Annotated in this window: 13 protein-coding genes; 2 read left to right on the forward strand and 11 right to left on the reverse strand. The window is 58.1% G+C overall.

The genetic code is table 11. The features are described 5' to 3' along the window. Positions 1 to 58: 58 nt before the first annotated feature. The 7 genes from lpdA to sdhC form a co-directional block, all read right to left on the reverse strand. The gene (lpdA, locus tag Q7W83_RS18665) at positions 59 to 1,495 is read right to left on the reverse strand and encodes a dihydrolipoyl dehydrogenase (RefSeq protein WP_150630175.1); all 1,437 of its coding nucleotides are present in this window, start codon (positions 1,493 to 1,495) and stop codon (positions 59 to 61) included. A gap of 110 nt (positions 1,496 to 1,605) precedes the next feature. After that, positions 1,606 to 2,826, reverse strand: coding sequence for a 2-oxoglutarate dehydrogenase complex dihydrolipoyllysine-residue succinyltransferase (gene odhB / locus Q7W83_RS18670; RefSeq protein WP_033056077.1), 1,221 nt, complete (start codon positions 2,824 to 2,826; stop codon positions 1,606 to 1,608). A gap of 42 nt (positions 2,827 to 2,868) precedes the next feature. Continuing rightward, positions 2,869 to 5,700, reverse strand: a complete 2,832-nt coding sequence (locus Q7W83_RS18675; protein ID WP_150630176.1) for a 2-oxoglutarate dehydrogenase E1 component — start codon at positions 5,698 to 5,700, stop codon at positions 2,869 to 2,871. A gap of 262 nt (positions 5,701 to 5,962) precedes the next feature. Further along, positions 5,963 to 6,667 (reverse strand): succinate dehydrogenase iron-sulfur subunit, encoded by a 705-nt coding sequence (locus Q7W83_RS18680; RefSeq protein WP_010456852.1) that lies wholly within the window; start codon positions 6,665 to 6,667, stop codon positions 5,963 to 5,965. An 11-nt stretch (positions 6,668 to 6,678) separates the two neighbouring features. Beyond that, entirely contained in the window at positions 6,679 to 8,454 is a 1,776-nt protein-coding gene (gene sdhA / locus Q7W83_RS18685; protein ID WP_008032662.1) for a succinate dehydrogenase flavoprotein subunit, read from the reverse strand. 3 nt (positions 8,455 to 8,457) lie between these two features. Next, positions 8,458 to 8,826 (reverse strand): succinate dehydrogenase, hydrophobic membrane anchor protein, encoded by a 369-nt coding sequence (gene sdhD, locus Q7W83_RS18690; protein WP_017337243.1) that lies wholly within the window; start codon positions 8,824 to 8,826, stop codon positions 8,458 to 8,460. Continuing rightward, positions 8,820 to 9,194 carry a succinate dehydrogenase, cytochrome b556 subunit gene (sdhC, locus tag Q7W83_RS18695; RefSeq protein WP_017337242.1) on the reverse strand — a complete coding sequence of 125 codons (375 nt, stop codon included), beginning with the start codon at positions 9,192 to 9,194 and terminating at the stop codon, positions 8,820 to 8,822. Before sdhC ends, sdhD begins: the two co-directional genes overlap by 7 nt. Before the next feature lie 363 nt (positions 9,195 to 9,557). Between sdhC and gltA the strand changes: the two genes are divergently transcribed. Next, on the forward strand, positions 9,558 to 10,847 hold the full coding sequence (gene gltA, locus Q7W83_RS18700) for a citrate synthase (protein ID WP_017337241.1): 1,290 nt from the start codon (positions 9,558 to 9,560) through the stop codon (positions 10,845 to 10,847). A gap of 597 nt (positions 10,848 to 11,444) precedes the next feature. Here gltA and Q7W83_RS18705 read toward each other — a convergent pair. The 3 genes from Q7W83_RS18705 to Q7W83_RS18715 form a co-directional block, all read right to left on the reverse strand. Further along, a complete protein-coding gene (locus tag Q7W83_RS18705) occupies positions 11,445 to 13,103 on the reverse strand; it encodes a cation acetate symporter (protein ID WP_150630180.1) in 1,659 nt (552 codons plus the stop codon). Beyond that, positions 13,100 to 13,411, reverse strand: coding sequence for a DUF485 domain-containing protein (locus tag Q7W83_RS18710; protein ID WP_150630181.1), 312 nt, complete (start codon positions 13,409 to 13,411; stop codon positions 13,100 to 13,102). The genes Q7W83_RS18705 and Q7W83_RS18710 overlap by 4 nt, the downstream gene beginning before the upstream one ends. A gap of 204 nt (positions 13,412 to 13,615) precedes the next feature. Continuing rightward, positions 13,616 to 14,467 (reverse strand): glycine betaine ABC transporter substrate-binding protein, encoded by an 852-nt coding sequence (locus tag Q7W83_RS18715; RefSeq protein ID WP_150630182.1) that lies wholly within the window; start codon positions 14,465 to 14,467, stop codon positions 13,616 to 13,618. A 301-nt stretch (positions 14,468 to 14,768) separates the two neighbouring features. Here Q7W83_RS18715 and Q7W83_RS18720 point away from each other — a divergent pair, with 301 nt between their 5' ends. Further along, on the forward strand, positions 14,769 to 16,364 hold the full coding sequence (locus Q7W83_RS18720) for a glycoside hydrolase family 17 protein (protein WP_473656472.1): 1,596 nt from the start codon (positions 14,769 to 14,771) through the stop codon (positions 16,362 to 16,364). 125 nt (positions 16,365 to 16,489) lie between these two features. Here the strand turns inward: Q7W83_RS18720 and Q7W83_RS18725 are convergent, their stop codons facing one another. After that, positions 16,490 to 16,858, reverse strand: coding sequence for a hypothetical protein (locus Q7W83_RS18725; protein ID WP_150630185.1), 369 nt, complete (start codon positions 16,856 to 16,858; stop codon positions 16,490 to 16,492). Between the last annotated feature and the right edge of the window lie 146 nt (positions 16,859 to 17,004).

Here is a 17,004-nt window from a genome sequence, read left to right on the forward strand (position 1 = left end):
CGGTGAGTCTTGCATGCAAGGCTCACGACGGGCCATACCGCCGTGGTTTCTTATTGTCTTAACGCTTCTTGCGGTTGGCGATGTGAATGGCGCCGCCATTCACTGCCAGAGCTGCTTCGTGCAAGGCTTCAGACAGGGTCGGATGGGAGAAAACCATCATGCCCAGGTCTTCAGCGCTGGTGCCGAATTCCATGCCGATCGCGCCCTGCTGAACCAGTTCTGCAGCGCTCGGGCCAATCACGTGGACGCCCAATACGCGGTCAGTCTTGGCATCGGCAATGACTTTCACGAAACCGCCGGTGTCGTTGGCTGCCATGGCACGGCCGCTGGCTGCGAACGGGAAGGTGCCAACGTTAACTTCAACGCCTTCAGCCTTCAATACCTGCTCGGTTTTGCCAACCCACGCGATTTCCGGGTGAGTATAAATAACCGAAGGGATCAGGTCATAGTTGATTTGTGCTTTGTGGCCCTTGATGCGCTCAACCACCATGATGCCTTCTTCGGACGCCTTGTGCGCCAGCATCATGCCGCGAACCACGTCACCGATCGCGTAAACGCCCGGTACGCTGGTGGCGCACTGGTCGTCAACGAATACGAAACCGCGCTCGTCGATGGTCACACCGCTGTCGGCAGCCAACAGTTCGGTAGTTACTGGACGGCGACCAACGGCAACGATCAGCTTGTCGAAAGTGATGCTCTGTTCGCCGTTGGCATCGGTGTAGTTCACAACGACTTCGTCGCCGTTCACTTTGGAACCGGTGACGCGAGCACCCAGCTTGATGTCCAGACCTTGTTTGGTCAGGGTTTTGTAGGCTTCTTTGGAAACTGCGTCGTCAGCGGCTGGCAGGAACTTCTCCAGCGCTTCCAGAACAACGACTTCAGCGCCCAGACGCGACCATACCGAACCCAGTTCCAGACCGATTACGCCAGCGCCGATAACGCCCAGACGCTTAGGTACGGTTTGGAATTCCAGTGCGCCGGTCGAATCGACGATCACGTTCTGATCAACCGGAGCCGGTGGAATGTCGATCGGACGCGAGCCCGAAGCCAGAATCACGTTCTCGGCTTCGATGATTTCAACGCTGCCGTCTGGCTTGGTCAGTTCAACTTTCTTGCCGGCCAGCAATTTGCCGTGACCTTGCAGGGAAGTGACGCCGTTCGCCTTGAACAGGGTGGCAACGCCAGAGGTCAGGCCTTTGACGATGTTGGCTTTGCGGCCAACCATTGCCGCCACGTCCATGGTCACGCCAGCGTGATTGATACCGTGGATCGCGAAGCCTTCTTTGGCTTCCTTGTATTTCCAGGAGCTGTCCAGCAGTGCCTTGGATGGAATGCAGCCGACGTTCAGGCAAGTACCGCCGAGGGCCAGTTTGCCTTCCTTGTCGGTGTATTTCTCGATGCAGGCAGTGGTGAGGCCCAGTTGCGCTGCTTTAATGGCAGCCACGTAGCCGCCAGGGCCCGCGCCAATCACTACCACGTCGAATTTCTGAGTCATGTGTCATTCCTTCTCGAATCAAACCGGACGGTCCCTTTTGGGGACCGTCGTGGGACGAAGCTGGTCATTACAGATGGGCCGCCCGTCAAGCGGCGACCCGTGCAACGAAATCAGATATCCAGCAGCAAACGAGCCGGGTCTTCCAGCAGGTTCTTGATGGTAACCAGGAAGGTCACAGCTTCTTTGCCATCGATCAGACGGTGATCGTAGGACAGAGCCAGGTACATCATCGGACGGATAACGACCTGACCGTTGATCGCCATAGGACGCTGCAGAATGTTGTGCATGCCCAGGATGGCCGCTTGCGGCGGGTTGACGATCGGGGTGGACATCATCGAACCGAAGGTACCACCGTTGGTGATGGTGAACGTACCGCCGGTCATTTCGTCCATCGACAGTTTGCCGTCGCGAGCCTTCTTGCCGAAGGTGGCGATGCCGCCTTCGATTTCAGCCAGGCTCATCAGTTCGGCGTTACGCAGAACCGGTACGACCAGGCCGCGGTCGCTGGAAACAGCCACACCGACGTCAGCGTAGCCGTGGTAAACGATGTCGGCACCGTCGATCGACGCGTTGACAGCCGGGAAGCGTTTCAGCGCTTCGGTGGCCGCTTTCACGAAGAACGACATGAAGCCCAGGCGTACGCCATTGTGGGACTTCTCGAACAGGTCCTTGTACTTCGAACGCAGGGCCATGACTTCGGTCATGTCGACTTCGTTGAAGGTAGTCAGCATCGCCATGTTCGACTGAGCTTCTACCAGACGCTTGGCCACGGTAGCGCGAACGCGGGTCATCGGTACGCGCTTCTCGATGCGGTCGCCAGCGGCGAACACAGGAGCAGCGGCAGCAGGAGCAGCAGCCTTGGCAGGCGCGGCAGCCGGAGCGGCTTTCTTGGCAGCAACAGCGGCTACGACGTCTTCCTTGGTCACACGACCGCCTTTGCCGGTGCCGGCAACGGACGCGATGTTGATGCCGTTTTCTTCAGCCAGCTTGCGAGCAGCCGGTGCAGCAACAGGATCGTCTTCGCCTTCGGCGGCTGGAGCAGCAGCCTGTGCAGCGGCCGGAGCAGCGGCGGCGGCTGGAGCGGCAGCAGCGCCGCCCGCTTCGATGGAGCCCAGGACTTCGTCAGACAGAACGGTGTCGCCTTCGTTCTTGACGATAGCGCCCAGCACGCCGTCAGCAGTGGCCAACACTTCCAGCACAACTTTGTCGGTTTCGATGTCGACGATCAGGTCGTCACGCTTTACAGCGTCGCCCGGTTGTTTGTGCCAGGTGGCAACGGTGCCGTCGGCAACCGATTCCGGGAAAGTGGGGGCTTTGATTTCGATAGCCATTATCTGTGAGTCCTTAAATTCGGTTTCAGGTGCGCGAAGGCGTTAAACAGTAAAGGCGTCTTGCAGCAGTTTTTCCTGCTGCTCAGCGTGCATCGATGCATAACCACAAGCAGGTGCAGCAGAAGCATCACGGCCGGCGTACTCGAGTACGAGCGACTTGTTGTGATTGCCAACGATGCGGCGCATGTGGTGCTGGCTGCAGTACCAGGCACCCTGGTTCATCGGCTCTTCCTGACACCAAACGATATGTTTGAGGTTGGTGTAAGGAGCCAGGACTTCGTTCAAGTCGTCCTCAGGGAATGGGTACAGCTGCTCGATACGCACGATGGCGATGTCATCACGACCTTCGGCACGGCGTTTTTCCAGCAGGTCGTAGTAGACCTTGCCGCTACACAGAACAACGCGCTCGACCTTTTTCGGGTCCAGGGTATCGATTTCCGGGATAACGGTCTGGAACGAACCTTCGGCCAGATCTTCCAGCGTCGAGATGGCCAGTTTGTGACGCAGCAGCGACTTCGGAGTCAGAACGATCAATGGCTTGCGCAGCGGGCGAATCACCTGACGACGCAGCAAGTGGTAGATCTGAGCAGGTGTAGTCGGGACAGCAACCTGAATGTTGTGCTCGGCGCACAGTTGCAGGTAACGCTCCAGACGAGCCGACGAGTGCTCCGGACCCTGACCTTCATAACCGTGCGGCAGCAGCATGGTCAGACCGCAGAGACGGCCCCACTTGTGCTCGCCACTGGTGATGAACTGGTCAATAACCACCTGGGCACCGTTGGCGAAGTCGCCGAACTGGGCTTCCCAGATCACCAGCGCCTCAGGCGTGGTGGTCGAGTAACCGTATTCGAACGCCAACACGGCCTCTTCGGACAGGAACGAATCGTACAGGTCGAAACGTGGCTGGCCGTTGTACAGGTTTTGCAGCGGGACGTAGGTGCCCGCGTCTTTCTGGTTGTGCAAGACAGCGTGACGGTGCGAGAACGTACCGCGACCGATGTCCTGACCCGTCATGCGGATCGGGTGACCTTCGAACGCCAGGGTCGCGTACGCCATGGTTTCGGCGTAACCCCAGTTGATCGGCAGGCCGCCAACTTGCATTTTCTGACGGTCTTCGTAGATTTTCGAGACCTGGCGCTGAACCACGAAGCCTTCCGGAATTTCCAGCAGCTTGGCGGACAGTTCCTGCAAGGTTTTCAGATCAAAACGCGTGTCGTGACGCGCAGTCCAGGCGTGGCCCAGATACGGACGCCAGTCCACGAACAACTCTTTGTTCGGCTCTTTGACCAGGCTTTTTACAACATGCAGACCGTTGTCCAGCGCGTTGCGGTATTCATCGACTTTCGCCTGAACACGCTCAACGTCCAGCACCCCGGCCTGGGTCAGACGATCGGCATACAGTTCACGGGTAGTGCGCTGTTTGGTGATCTGCTGATACATGATCGGCTGGGTGCCGCTTGGCTCGTCGGCCTCGTTGTGGCCGCGACGACGGTAGCAGACCAGGTCGATTACCACGTCACGCTTGAACTGCATGCGGTAGTCGATGGCCAGCTGGGTCACGAACAACACGGCTTCCGGATCATCACCATTCACATGGAGGATCGGTGCCTGGATCATCTTCGCAACGTCGGTCGCGTACTCGGTGGAACGCGAGTCCAGCGGGTTGCTGATGGTGAAACCGACCTGGTTGTTGATCACGATGTGCACGGTGCCGCCGGTCTTGAAACCGCGGGTCTGCGACATCTGGAAGGTTTCCATCACCACGCCCTGACCGGCGAATGCCGCATCACCGTGGATGGAAATCGGCAGAACCTTCTCGCCGGTAGGGTCGTTACGACGATCCTGACGGGCGCGAACCGAACCCTCGACCACTGGAGATACGATTTCCAGGTGGGACGGGTTGAACGCCATGGCCAGGTGAACTTCACCGCCGGTGGTCATCACGTTGGACGAGAAGCCCTGGTGGTATTTAACGTCACCGGAACCCAGCTCGACCTTCTTCTTGCCTTCGAACTCGTCGAACAGCTCGCGCGGGTTCTTGCCGAAGGTGTTGACCAGTACGTTCAGACGGCCACGGTGGGCCATGCCGATAACGATTTCCTTGGTGCCGTAGGAACCGGAACGCTGGATCAGCTCGTCGAGCATCGGAATCAGGCTTTCGCCGCCTTCCAGACCGAAACGCTTGGTGCCCGGGTATTTGGTGCCCAGGTATTTTTCCAGGCCCTCACCAGCAGTGACGCGCTCGAGCAGGTGGCTCTTGATGTCGGCGGAGTACGTCGGACGACCACGCACGCTTTCCAGACGCTGCTGGAACCACTGGCGCTGCTCGGAATCGGTGATATGCGTAAATTCAGCGCCGATGGTGCGGCAATATGTCTGCTGCAACGCTTCGTGAATTTCGCGTAGGCTCGCCTCCTCTTTGCCGATGAACAGGTCGCCGGCACGGAAGGTCGTATCAAGATCGGCATTGGTCAAGCCGTAATGATTGATCGACAGGTCTGCAGGTGCAGGACGCTGCCACAGCCCCAGCGGGTCAAGCTGGGCTGCCTGGTGGCCACGCATACGGTAGGCCTGGATCAATCGCAGCACTTCAACTTGCTTCTTCTCGTGCTCACTGCTCACGCTGCCGGCGGAAACCGGTTGTGCGCGGCGCTGGTTCTTTGCCAGCAAGACGAAATGATCGCGAATTGTGGAGTGCGAAACATCGGTGGCAGAGTTGCCGTCAGTAGGCAACTTCTGAAAGTAGGTGCGCCACTCTTCTGGCACAGCGTTAGGGTCGTGCAGGTAGAGCTCATAAAGCTCTTCCACATAGGCAGCGTTTCCACCTGAAAGGTGGGCACTGTTCCACATGCGCTGCATCACGCTTTCTTGCATGCTTGGTCACCCTCGGTTAGGGGAACACCACCGGCGTCGACACCGAGCAAACTTGCAGAAGTCCGAATGCAGCGACCAAAACAAGCCACTTAGGATCACGCTGATAGTCCGGGTACCAGCCCGGATGCCCCTGCTTGTCTCATTTCTTCAAAATAAGAGCGGCAGCTTTGTGAGCTACTGCTCAGGTTAAAACTACGGCGCCGGTTGAAGCCTGCGCCGTAGCATCTACGGGTACAGCGGTCCTACTGTTACAGCAGCTGAATCACACGCCGCTTTGCAGCAGCATGTTACGTACGTGACCGATGGCCTTAGTCGGGTTCAGGCCTTTCGGACAGACGTTGACGCAGTTCATGATCCCGCGGCAGCGGAATACGCTGAACGGGTCATCCAGCGAAGCCAGACGCTCGGCAGTCTTGGTGTCGCGGCTGTCTGCCAGGAAGCGGTACGCTTGCAGCAGAGCAGCTGGACCCAGGAACTTGTCCGGGTTCCACCAGAAGGACGGGCAAGAGGTCGAGCAGCAAGCGCACAGGATGCACTCGTACAGACCGTCGAGCTTTTCACGCTCTTCAGGGGTCTGCAGACGTTCGATGGCCGGAGCCGGCGTGTCGTTCTGCAGGTATGGCTTAACCTTCTCGTATTGCTTGTAGAAGATGCTCATATCGACGACCAGGTCACGGATAACCGGCAAACCTGGCAACGGACGAACGATCAGCTTGTTACCTTTTACGACAGAAGACAGCGGCGTGACGCATGCCAGACCGTTTTTGCCGTTGATGTTCATGCCGTCGGAACCGCAAACACCTTCACGGCAAGAGCGACGATAGGAGAAACCTTCGTCCTGCTCTTTGATCAGAGCCAGCACGTCCAGCACCATCAGGTCTTTACCACCGGTATCGACCTGGAATTCCTGCATGAACGGCGCAGCGTCCTGATCAGGGTTGTAGCGATAAACACTGACTTGCAACATGGCGGCCACCCTTAATAAGTCCGAATCTTAGGTTCAAAAGTCGGAACAGTCTTCGGCGAGAAGTTCACAGCACGCTTGGTCACGCGTTTGTCACCCGGGAAGTACAGGGTGTGGCACAGCCAGTTTTCGTCGTCGCGATCTTCGTAGTCTTCACGGGCGTGAGCACCGCGGGACTCTTTGCGGATTTCTGCAGCGATGGCGGTGGCTTCGGCCACTTCCAGCAGGTTCTGCAGTTCCAGCGCTTCGATACGAGCCGTGTTGAACGCCTGGCTCTTGTCGTTGATCTTGACGTTGGCGATACGGCCACGCAGATCAGCCAACTGAGCGATACCCTTCTGCATGTATTCGCCGGTACGGAATACACCGAAGTAGTTCTGCATGCAGCTTTGCAGCTCTTTACGCAGGGTGGCGACGTCTTCGCCTTCGGTACGCGAGTTCAGGCCATCGAGACGCGCCAGGGCAGCGTCGATGTCGGACTGGCGTGGACGGGCGTAATCAACGCCTTCTTTCAGGGTCTGCTCCAGGAACAGGCCAGCGGCACGGCCGAATACCACCAGGTCGAGCAGCGAGTTACCGCCCAGACGGTTGGCACCGTGAACCGATACGCACGCCACTTCACCTACCGCGAACAGACCAGGAATGATCTGATCAACGCCGTCAGCGTCCTGAGTGATTGCCTGGCCATGAATGTTGGTGGCAACGCCGCCCATCATATAGTGGCAGGTTGGAACGACCGGAATCGGCGCAACGGCAGGATCGACGTGAGCGAAGGTCTTGGACAGTTCCATGATGCCTGGCAGACGGCTGTGCAGAACTTCTTCACCGAGGTGATCGAGTTTCAGCATTACGTGGTCGCCATCGGGACCGCAACCGTTGCCGGCGATGATTTCTTTAACCATCGAGCGAGCAACAACGTCACGACCGGCAAGGTCTTTGGCGTTCGGAGCATAACGCTCCATGAAACGCTCGCCGTGCTTGTTGATCAGGTAACCGCCTTCACCGCGGCAGCCTTCTGTTACCAGTACACCGGCGCCGGCGATGCCGGTCGGGTGGAACTGCCACATTTCAATGTCTTGTACCGGCACGCCAGCACGCAGCGCCATGCCGACGCCGTCACCGGTGTTGATCAGGGCATTGGTGGTGGACGAGTAGATACGGCCTGCACCGCCAGTCGCCAGAACGGTGGCATTGGCGCGAACGTAGGAGGTTTCACCGGTTTCGATACAGATGACGATCATGCCGACAAAGGCACCGTCTTCGTTCTTCACCAGGTCGACGCCGTAGTATTCGTTGAGGAATACGGTGCCGGCCTTCAGGTTGGCCTGGTACAGGGTGTGCAGCAATGCATGACCGGTACGGTCGGCAGCGGCGCAGGTACGGGCAGCCTGGCCACCTTTACCGAAGTCTTTCGACTGACCGCCGAACGGACGCTGGTAGATGCGGCCCTGCTCGGTACGGGAGAACGGCAAGCCCATGTGCTCGAGTTCGAAGACCGCTTCCGGGCCTACGGAACACATGTATTCGATAGCGTCCTGGTCACCGATATAGTCGGAGCCCTTGACGGTATCGTACATGTGCCAGCGCCAGTCATCGTTTGGATCGGCGGACGCGATGGCGCAGGTGATGCCACCCTGGGCGGATACAGTGTGCGAACGAGTCGGGAAAACCTTGGTGACAACGGCAGTCTTGTGACCACCCTGTGCCAGCTGCAGAGCAGCGCGCATGCCAGCACCGCCGCCGCCAATGATGATGGCGTCGAACGAAAGCGTATTAACAGTAGTAGACATGAATCAGATACCCCAAAGAATCTGCACACCCCAGACGAAGTAGGCGAACATCGCAACGCCGCATACTGCCTGGAAGAGGAAACGTATTGCAGTCGCGGACTTGCCGAACGCCATTGGCGTCAGGTAGTCGGTCGCAATGGTCCACATGCCGACCCAGGCGTGAGCGCCGAGGGCAACGAGGGCCAGTAGACTGAAAATACGCATCCAGTTGTTTGCGAACAGTTCATGCCATTGGGCGTAGCCGATGCCAGGATGGGCAACGACGTATCCGATCAGGAAAATGAAGTAAGCCGCGAGAACGACCGCAGACACACGTTGTGCCATCCAGTCATAGAGGCCCGAACGCGATAGGTTCGTAACGTTAGTTACCATATCCAAACTCCTGCCAGAACGATTACCACCACAGAAACGGCGATAACGATTTTCGAGCCCAGTTTGCCGCCTTCAAGCGTCTCACCGATGCCCATGTCCATGATCAAATGGCGCACGCCGGCAACCAGGTGATACAGCAAGGCGGACAGGATGCCCCAAATCACTAGCTTGGCTAGCGGACTGGTCAGACACGCTTTCACCTGACCGAAGCCTTCTTCCGAGTCGAGCGATTTGTCCAATGCATAAAGCATGATGGCCAGGCTGACAAAGAGGATGACACCGGAGATTCGGTGAAGAATGGACGTGTAAGCAGTGACTGGGAGTTTGATGGTCCTTAGGTCTAGGTTTACAGGTCGTTGGCTATTCACGGCTTTTTTTCACACTGAAGAGCCCCTAACAATCAGGGCAAAGTTGTTGGGGAGTGCACTGGTCAGGTACCCACCACCCAGGGAGTGCGACCCCCAATAAAGCAGGCCCAAAAGCCCCTGGCGGTCGGAGGCCGAGTATAGACAGTTAGGCTACTAATGACAACGCGTTCACCTTCCCCTAATAGCGCATTGCACAAGTTGGATAAAAGGCGTAAATGGCAGTCAATTTCGAGGAAAAAGTCCGGTTAAAGCCTTCTGGAGCAAGACTTTAGGCAAATTGACATTCGAATTTATCTCACTATAGTGGTGCGGGCCCTGCGTGGGGGGTCTGTCTGATGATTTCAAGCATAAATAGGAGGCCACATGGCTGACAAAAAAGCGCAGTTGATCATCGAGGGCGCAGCCCCCGTCGAGCTGCCCATTTTAACCGGCACCGTTGGTCCCGATGTTATCGATGTTCGGGGCCTGACGGCCACGGGCCGTTTCACCTTTGACCCTGGTTTCATGTCGACCGCCTCGTGCGAATCGAAGATCACCTATATCGACGGCGACAACGGCATTCTGCTGCACCGCGGCTACCCGATCGAACAGCTGGCTGAAAAGTCGGACTACCTGGAAACCTGCTATCTGCTGCTCAACGGCGAGTTGCCGACCGCAGAACAAAAGGCCCAGTTCGTCAGCACCGTCAAGAACCACACCATGGTTCACGAGCAGCTGAAGACGTTCTTCAACGGCTTCCGTCGCGACGCCCACCCGATGGCCGTCATGTGCGGCGTAGTCGGCGCTCTCTCGGCCTTCTACCACGACTCCCTGGACATCAATAACCCGCAGCATCGCGAAATCTCCGCGATCCGTCTGGTTGCGAAGATGCCGACCCTGGCAGCGATGGTTTACAAGTACTCCATGGGCCAACCCATGATGTACCCGCGCAACGACCTGACGTACGCGGAAAACTTCCTGCACATGATGTTCAACACCCCGTGCGAGATCAAACCGATCAGCCCGGTACTCGCCAAGGCCATGGACCGGATCTTCATCCTCCATGCCGACCACGAGCAAAATGCGTCGACTTCCACCGTACGCCTGGCCGGCTCTTCGGGTGCCAACCCGTTCGCCTGTATCGCCGCTGGCATCGCTGCACTGTGGGGCCCTGCCCACGGCGGCGCGAACGAAGCTGTTCTGACCATGCTCGATGAAATTGGCGATGTGTCGAACATCGACAAGTACATCGCCAAGGCCAAGGACAAGAACGATCCGTTCAAGTTGATGGGCTTCGGTCACCGGGTTTACAAAAACCGCGACCCACGCGCCACAGTGATGAAGCAGACCTGCGACGAAGTGCTGAAGGAACTGGGGATCAACAACGATCCGCAACTCGAACTGGCCATGCGCCTGGAAGAGATCGCCCTGACCGACCCGTACTTCATCGAGCGCTCGCTGTACCCGAACGTCGACTTCTACTCGGGGATCATCCTCAAGGCGATCGGCATTCCTACCAGCATGTTCACCGTGATCTTCGCTCTGGCGCGGACTGTCGGCTGGATCTCCCACTGGAAAGAAATGCTCTCCAGCCCGTACAAGATTGGCCGTCCGCGCCAGCTGTACACCGGCTACGAGTCGCGCGACATCACCAAGCTGGAAGACCGCAAATAAGACGTGTCTTGCGATAACGTCTTAAAGTTGCATCGGGAACGGCCTCTATTTATATAGAGGCCGTTTTTGTTTGTGCCGGGTTTGGCTGCCTCATTGATCGGGGGGTATATCCGTTTCTTCGGTGACGACGGCTATGGGTTCCGCCCAAACAGCAGGTCGCCAGGGAAAACTGAACGCCGCCCGACCCCAAGTAGCCAAGCGCTCTTGCCCCTCTCGTTCGGCCCTTCGGTTAGGCTCAGATGCCCTCGCTCCGGTCCTGCTCCGTGGGCCCGCCGCCATCAGCCATCCATAGCCGGCGGCGCACCGGCCGGCCTGGCTCTTCAAGCGTACGCATTCCCCCTGTGGGAGCTAGCCTGCTAGCGATGGTCGTTAGCGATAACGCGTGCTGTCTGCATGAACGCGTCACCTGGACGTTTTTCGCTAGCAGGGCTAGCTCCCACAGAGGATGGAGTAAACCCGCACAATCCTCGACTATCAGGCTGACTCGGGGGCAAGTCCCACGGCAACAAAGAGCGATAACCGCACAACAAAAAATGCCCCGATCTCTCGACCGGGGCATTTCTGTTTAACCCAACTTACACAAACAATCTCGAAGCCTTAGTGCGAAACCGCCCCACTCGCCCCCAAACCAGTCTGCGAACGAACAAACTGAGGGAAGAACAGCGCCCGCTCATTGTCAGCCGCGGTCGACTTGTCAGTGATCGAGAAGAACCAGATCCCCACAAACGCAATGATCATCGAGAACAGCGCCGGGTATTCATACGGGAAGATCGCCTTCTCGTGATGCAGGATCTGCACCCAGATGGTTGGCCCAAGAACCATCAGGCCAACCGCACTGACCAGACCCAGCCAGCCACCAATCATCGCACCGCGGGTGGTCAGCTTCTTCCAGTACATGGAAAGCAGCAGCACCGGGAAGTTACAGCTCGCCGCGATGGAGAACGCCAGGCCCACCATGAACGCGATGTTCTGGCTTTCGAACAGAATGCCCAGACCGATCGCCAGCACCGCCAGGGCGATGGTGGTGATTTTCGAGACGCGAATCTCATCCTTCTCGTTGGCCTTGCCTTTCTTGATCACGCTGGCATACAGGTCGTGAGACACCGCCGAAGCACCGGCCAGGGTCAGACCGGCAACCACTGCCAGGATGGTCGCGAACGCTACCGCCGAGATGAAGCCCAGGAAGATACTGCCACCGACCGCGTTGGCCAGGTGCACCGCCGCCATGTTGTTACCACCCAACAGCGCGCCAGCCGCATCTTTGAAGACCGGGTTGGTGCTGACCAGCAGGATCGCGCCGAAGCCGATGATGAAGGTCAGGATGTAGAAATAACCAATGAAGCCGGTTGCATACAGCACGCTCTTGCGAGCTTCTTTCGCGTCACTCACGGTGAAGAAGCGCATCAGGATGTGCGGCAGACCAGCGGTACCGAACATCAGCGCCAGGCCCAGGGAGAACGCGGAGACCGGATCTTTTACCAGACCGCCCGGGCTCATGATCGCCTCACCTTTAGGGTGAACCTTGATCGCCTCGGAGAACAGTGCGTTGAAGTCGAAGTTGACGTGCTTCATCACCATCAGCGCCATGAACGAGGCACCGGACAGCAACAGCACAGCCTTGATGATCTGCACCCAAGTGGTCGCCAGCATGCCGCCGAACAACACGTACATGCACATCAGGATACCGACCAGGATCACCGCAACGTGGTAGTCGAGACCGAACAGCAGCTGGATCAGCTTGCCGGCACCGACCATTTGCGCGATCAGGTAGAACGCCACCACCACCAGCGAACCGCAAGCGGACAGCGAGCGAATCTGGGTTTGCCCGAGGCGATAGGACGCCACGTCGGCAAAGGTGTATTTACCCAGGTTACGCAGGCGCTCGGCGATCAGGAACAGAATGATCGGCCAGCCCACCAGGAAGCCGATCGAGTAGATCAGGCCGTCGTAGCCGGAGGTGAACACCAGCGCGGAAATACCCAGAAAGGACGCCGCGGACATGTAGTCACCGGCAATCGCCAGACCGTTCTGGAAACCGGTGATCTTGCCACCGGCCGCGTAGTAGTCGGCCGCCGAGTTGTTTTTCTTGGAGGCCCAGTAAGTGATGTACAAAGTTGCGCCGACGAACGCCACGAACATCATGATCGCGGCAACGTTCAGCGGTTGTTTTTGCACGGCGCCGGTCAGGGCTTCAGCCGCCCAGGCGCCCGGTGCGAAAGCTGCGATGCTCAATAGAGCCATTAGACGCCGGATCATTGCTGAGCCTCCTTGAGAATCGCATTGTTCAGGTCGTCGAATTCGCCGTTGGCGCGTCGCACGTAGATCCCGGTCAGGATGAAGGCCGAAAGAATCAGCCCGACACCGATCGGTATGCCCCAGGTTATCGAAGACCCAGGGCTGAGTTTCGCACCCAGAATATGCGGCCCGTAAGCGATCAAAAGGATGAATCCGGAGTAAAGCCCAAGCATGATCGCCGAAAGAATCCAGGCGAACCTTTCTCGCTTACTAACCAGCTCCTTGAAGCGCGGGCTGTTTTGAATCGAGAGGTAAATGCTGTCGTTCATTGTTTTTATCCTCGCAGCACAGATTATTGTTGGAACGGTATCCACTCTATGCGGCTGCGGGACAGGTTCCAGACGACCTTAGTATTAGAACGACATGACAGAATCGCCAATGTTCGGTTTGGCGCTCCCGCAGAAAAGCAAAAAGCCCCTTGGCTTTTATGCCAAGGGGCCTTGAGAAGCGCTGACCAGAAACGTCAGCTCAAATCATTTGGTCCAGTCTGCAACGCGCTCCGGATGCTTGGCGACCCAATCCTTCGCTGCCGCTTCAGGTTTCGCACCGTCCTGAATCGCCAGCATGACTTCGCCGATTTCGTCTTTCGACGCCCACTGGAAGTTCTTCAGGAACTTCGCCACTTCCGGCGCCTTGGTGGCCAGCTCTTTGCTGCCGATGCTGTTTACGGTTTCAGCCGCGCCATAAACGCCTTTCGGGTCTTCCAGGAAGCGCAGTTTCCACTTGGCGAACATCCAGTGCGGCACCCAACCGGTGACGGCAATGGATTCGTTTTTCTTCTCTGCACGAGTCAGCTCGGCAATCATGCCGGCGCCGGAACTGGCCTTGAGTTGGTAACCGGTCAGGTCGTAATCCTTGATGGCCTGCTCGGTCTTGAGCATCACACCCGAACCGGCGTCGATGCCGACGATACGTTTCTTGAAGCTGTCGTCGGTTTTCAGGTCATCAAGGGTTTTGGCCTTGACGTACTCAGGCACGATCAAGCCGATTTTCGCATCCTTGAAGTTCGGACCGTAGTCGACGACCTGATCCTTGTTTTTGGTCCAGTAATCGCCGTGAGTCACCGGCAACCAGGCGGACAGCATGGCGTCGAGTTTGCCGGTGGCCACGCCCTGCCACATGATCCCGGTCGCGACGGCTTGCAGCTTCACGTCATAACCCAGTTTCTGCTTGATCACTTCGGCCGCCACGTGGGTGGTCGCGACGCTGTCGGACCAGCCGTCAACGTAACCGATGCTCAGGGTTTTGCTCTCGGCATTGGCCAAGGTGGAGCCAATCGCAAGCACCAGTGCGGCACCCGCGCCTAAAAGTCGTCGCATCTTCATCGTTACTTCCCCGAAAGTGCTGCGCTCGACGGATGCCGAGTCGCGTCAACGTATTGTTATGGTGCACAGCGCCCCCATCACGCCTCACCGCAAATTCGTTCGATCATCAGCGCGATTTATCAACGAGGGTACTGACGCCTCGATAATCAACCTGACGCCATCGGCGACCTGTGCTGTCAGCGACCTCAAGGCATCGAGAAACGACATCAGAAAGCCATTAATCTCGACCCTCTGAAATGCCTCGGGCAATCCGCCCGAACTTTGCATGTCAAAATCATGCAGGCCACCAAGCGGGGGACAAATGCGGGTAACATGCGCGGCTTTGCTCCCAGACGGCCTGCCCATGCCCGCGACATCACGTTTTCCTTTTTTCGCTTACTTGTTTGCCTGCCTGCTGGGGCTGTTTGCCCTCGGCGGCTTTTGGTACGGCCTCGGCAAACCGGTGATTCTGCCGGACGTAGCCAGTTCGACACACAAGCTGCAATGCGCCTCCTACACCCCGTTCGACAAGGACCAGTCGCCGTTCGATCAGCCGTTCAAGTTGCGTCCCGAGCGCATGGACGCCGACCTCGCGCTGCTGGCCACCCGCTTCGAATGCATTCGCACCTATTCGATGACCGGCCTTGAGGCCCTGCCCGATCTGGCCCGCAAGCATGGCCTGAAGTTGATGATCGGCGCGTGGGTGAACAGCAATCCGGTGGACACCGAAAAAGAAGTCGATCTGTTGATCGCCTCGGCCAACGCCAACCCGGATGTGGTCACGTCGGTGATCGTCGGCAACGAAGCCTTGCTACGCAAGGAAGTCACCGGTGCGCAACTGGCCAAGCTGATCAACAAGGTCAAAAGCCAGGTCAAACAGCCTGTCACTTATGCCGACGTCTGGGAGTTCTGGCTCAAACACCCGGAAATCGCCCCGGCGGTGGACTTCCTGACCATCCACTTGTTGCCGTATTGGGAAGACGACCCGTCGAACATCGACGCCGCGCTGCAACATGTTCGCGAAGTGCGTCAGGTGTTCGGCAACAAATTCGCGCCAAAAGACGTGATGATTGGTGAAACCGGCTGGCCGAGCGAAGGCCGCCAGCGCGAAACCGCGCTGCCGAGCAGGGTCAACGAGGCCAAGTTCATTCGCAACTTTGTGATCATGGCCGAGCAAGAAGGCTGGCACTACAACCTGATCGAAGCGTTCGACCAACCCTGGAAACGCGCCAGTGAAGGGGCGGTTGGTGGCTACTGGGGCCTGTTCGACGCTGATCGCCAGGACAAGGGCGTGCTGGCCGGTCCGGTGTCGAACGTGCCGTACTGGTCCCAGTGGCTGGCAGTGGGTGGTTTGATCTTCCTGGGCACGTTGATCCTTGGTGGTCGTGTACGAAGCACCCGCTCTGCATTGGTGCTACCGCTGCTCGGCGCTTTGGCGGCCTGTTCGATTGGCGCCTGGGGCGATCTGGCACGGGTCACCACGCGCTTTGCCAGCGAATGGTTGTGGGTCGCCTTGCTGACGGGTTTGAATCTGTTGGTGCTGGCGCATGCAGCGCTGACATTGAGTGCTCGCACGGGCTGGCGTGGGCAAGCCTTCGCTGCGCTGGAACGTTGGGCGGGCTGGTTGCTGGCGGTGGCAGGGTTTGCGGCAGCGGTGATGATGCTGGAGCTGGTGTTCGATCCGCGTTATCGCAGCTTCCCGAGTGTCGCGTTCATCCTGCCAGCACTGGTTTACCTGTGTCGCCCGGTGAGCGTGCCGCGTCGAGAGATTGCCTTGCTGACCTTCATCATCGGCGCTGGCATTGCGCCGCAGTTGTATCGCGAAGGTTTGCAGAACCAGCAGGCCTGGGGCTGGGCGCTGGTGAGTGTGTTGATGGTGGCGGCGTTGTGGCGTAGTTTGCGGGTTCGCAAGGGCTGAGCTTCAGCGCAGCTACCGGCCTCATCGCGAGCAGGCTCGCTCCCGCATTTAATCTTTGTCGTACACAAACTCTGTGGCCACCGAAGATCTATTGTGGGAGCGAGCCTGCTCGCGAAGACTGACTATCAGGCGCTACGAGACGCCCGGACCAGACGCAAAGCAGCAATCACCACCGCAAAAACTGCCATCGTCGTGTTGTACAACGCCAGCGCCGGAAAACCGAACGCCAGCGCCAGTATCGCCAACCACCACCCTGCCCGGCCCGGCAACACAAAGCCGATCACCGCAGCCGCCAGGGCTGCCCAGCCCAACACCTGGAAATGAATCATCAAGCCCAGGTTCGAACGGACCACGCATTCCCAGCGGCTCGCGTCGTCGACGCAGAGACCGACCCATTGCGCATCCTCCATGAAGCCATAACGCGCGCCATAACTGGCGGCCAGCCATAAAGGCAGCAAGACAAGCAGAAGAATCACGGGCAGACGGCGGGACATGAGGCACTCCAATAAACGAAAACGGCGGCCAGCTTAATCCGCCGACAGCCTGACGCAAGCGTTAACAACAGTTAACTGGGCAGTCAATCACTGCAAAGTGTATCGTCCAGCTACTATTACTCCGAAATTAGCCCTGATTGGTGCCG

It is taken from the genome of Pseudomonas sp. 300, from assembly GCF_055803035.1.

Excerpts from the sequence above, each read along its gene's own strand:
- lpdA (WP_150630175.1), bottom strand. The coding sequence starts at position 1,495 with ATGACTCAGAAATTCGACGTGGTAGTGATTGGCGCGGGCCCTGGCGGC.
- odhB (WP_033056077.1), bottom strand. The coding sequence starts at position 2,826 with ATGGCTATCGAAATCAAAGCCCCCACTTTCCCGGAATCGGTTGCCGAC.
- Q7W83_RS18675 (WP_150630176.1), bottom strand. The coding sequence starts at position 5,700 with ATGCAAGAAAGCGTGATGCAGCGCATGTGGAACAGTGCCCACCTTTCA.
- Q7W83_RS18680 (WP_010456852.1), bottom strand. The coding sequence starts at position 6,667 with ATGTTGCAAGTCAGTGTTTATCGCTACAACCCTGATCAGGACGCTGCG.
- sdhA (WP_008032662.1), bottom strand. The coding sequence starts at position 8,454 with ATGTCTACTACTGTTAATACGCTTTCGTTCGACGCCATCATCATTGGC.
- sdhD (WP_017337243.1), bottom strand. The coding sequence starts at position 8,826 with ATGGTAACTAACGTTACGAACCTATCGCGTTCGGGCCTCTATGACTGG.
- gltA (WP_017337241.1), top strand. The coding sequence starts at position 9,558 with ATGGCTGACAAAAAAGCGCAGTTGATCATCGAGGGCGCAGCCCCCGTC.
- Q7W83_RS18705 (WP_150630180.1), bottom strand. The coding sequence starts at position 13,103 with ATGATCCGGCGTCTAATGGCTCTATTGAGCATCGCAGCTTTCGCACCG.
- Q7W83_RS18710 (WP_150630181.1), bottom strand. The coding sequence starts at position 13,411 with ATGAACGACAGCATTTACCTCTCGATTCAAAACAGCCCGCGCTTCAAG.
- Q7W83_RS18715 (WP_150630182.1), bottom strand. The coding sequence starts at position 14,467 with ATGAAGATGCGACGACTTTTAGGCGCGGGTGCCGCACTGGTGCTTGCG.
- Q7W83_RS18720 (WP_473656472.1), top strand. The coding sequence starts at position 14,769 with ATGCGGGTAACATGCGCGGCTTTGCTCCCAGACGGCCTGCCCATGCCC.
- Q7W83_RS18725 (WP_150630185.1), bottom strand. The coding sequence starts at position 16,858 with ATGTCCCGCCGTCTGCCCGTGATTCTTCTGCTTGTCTTGCTGCCTTTA.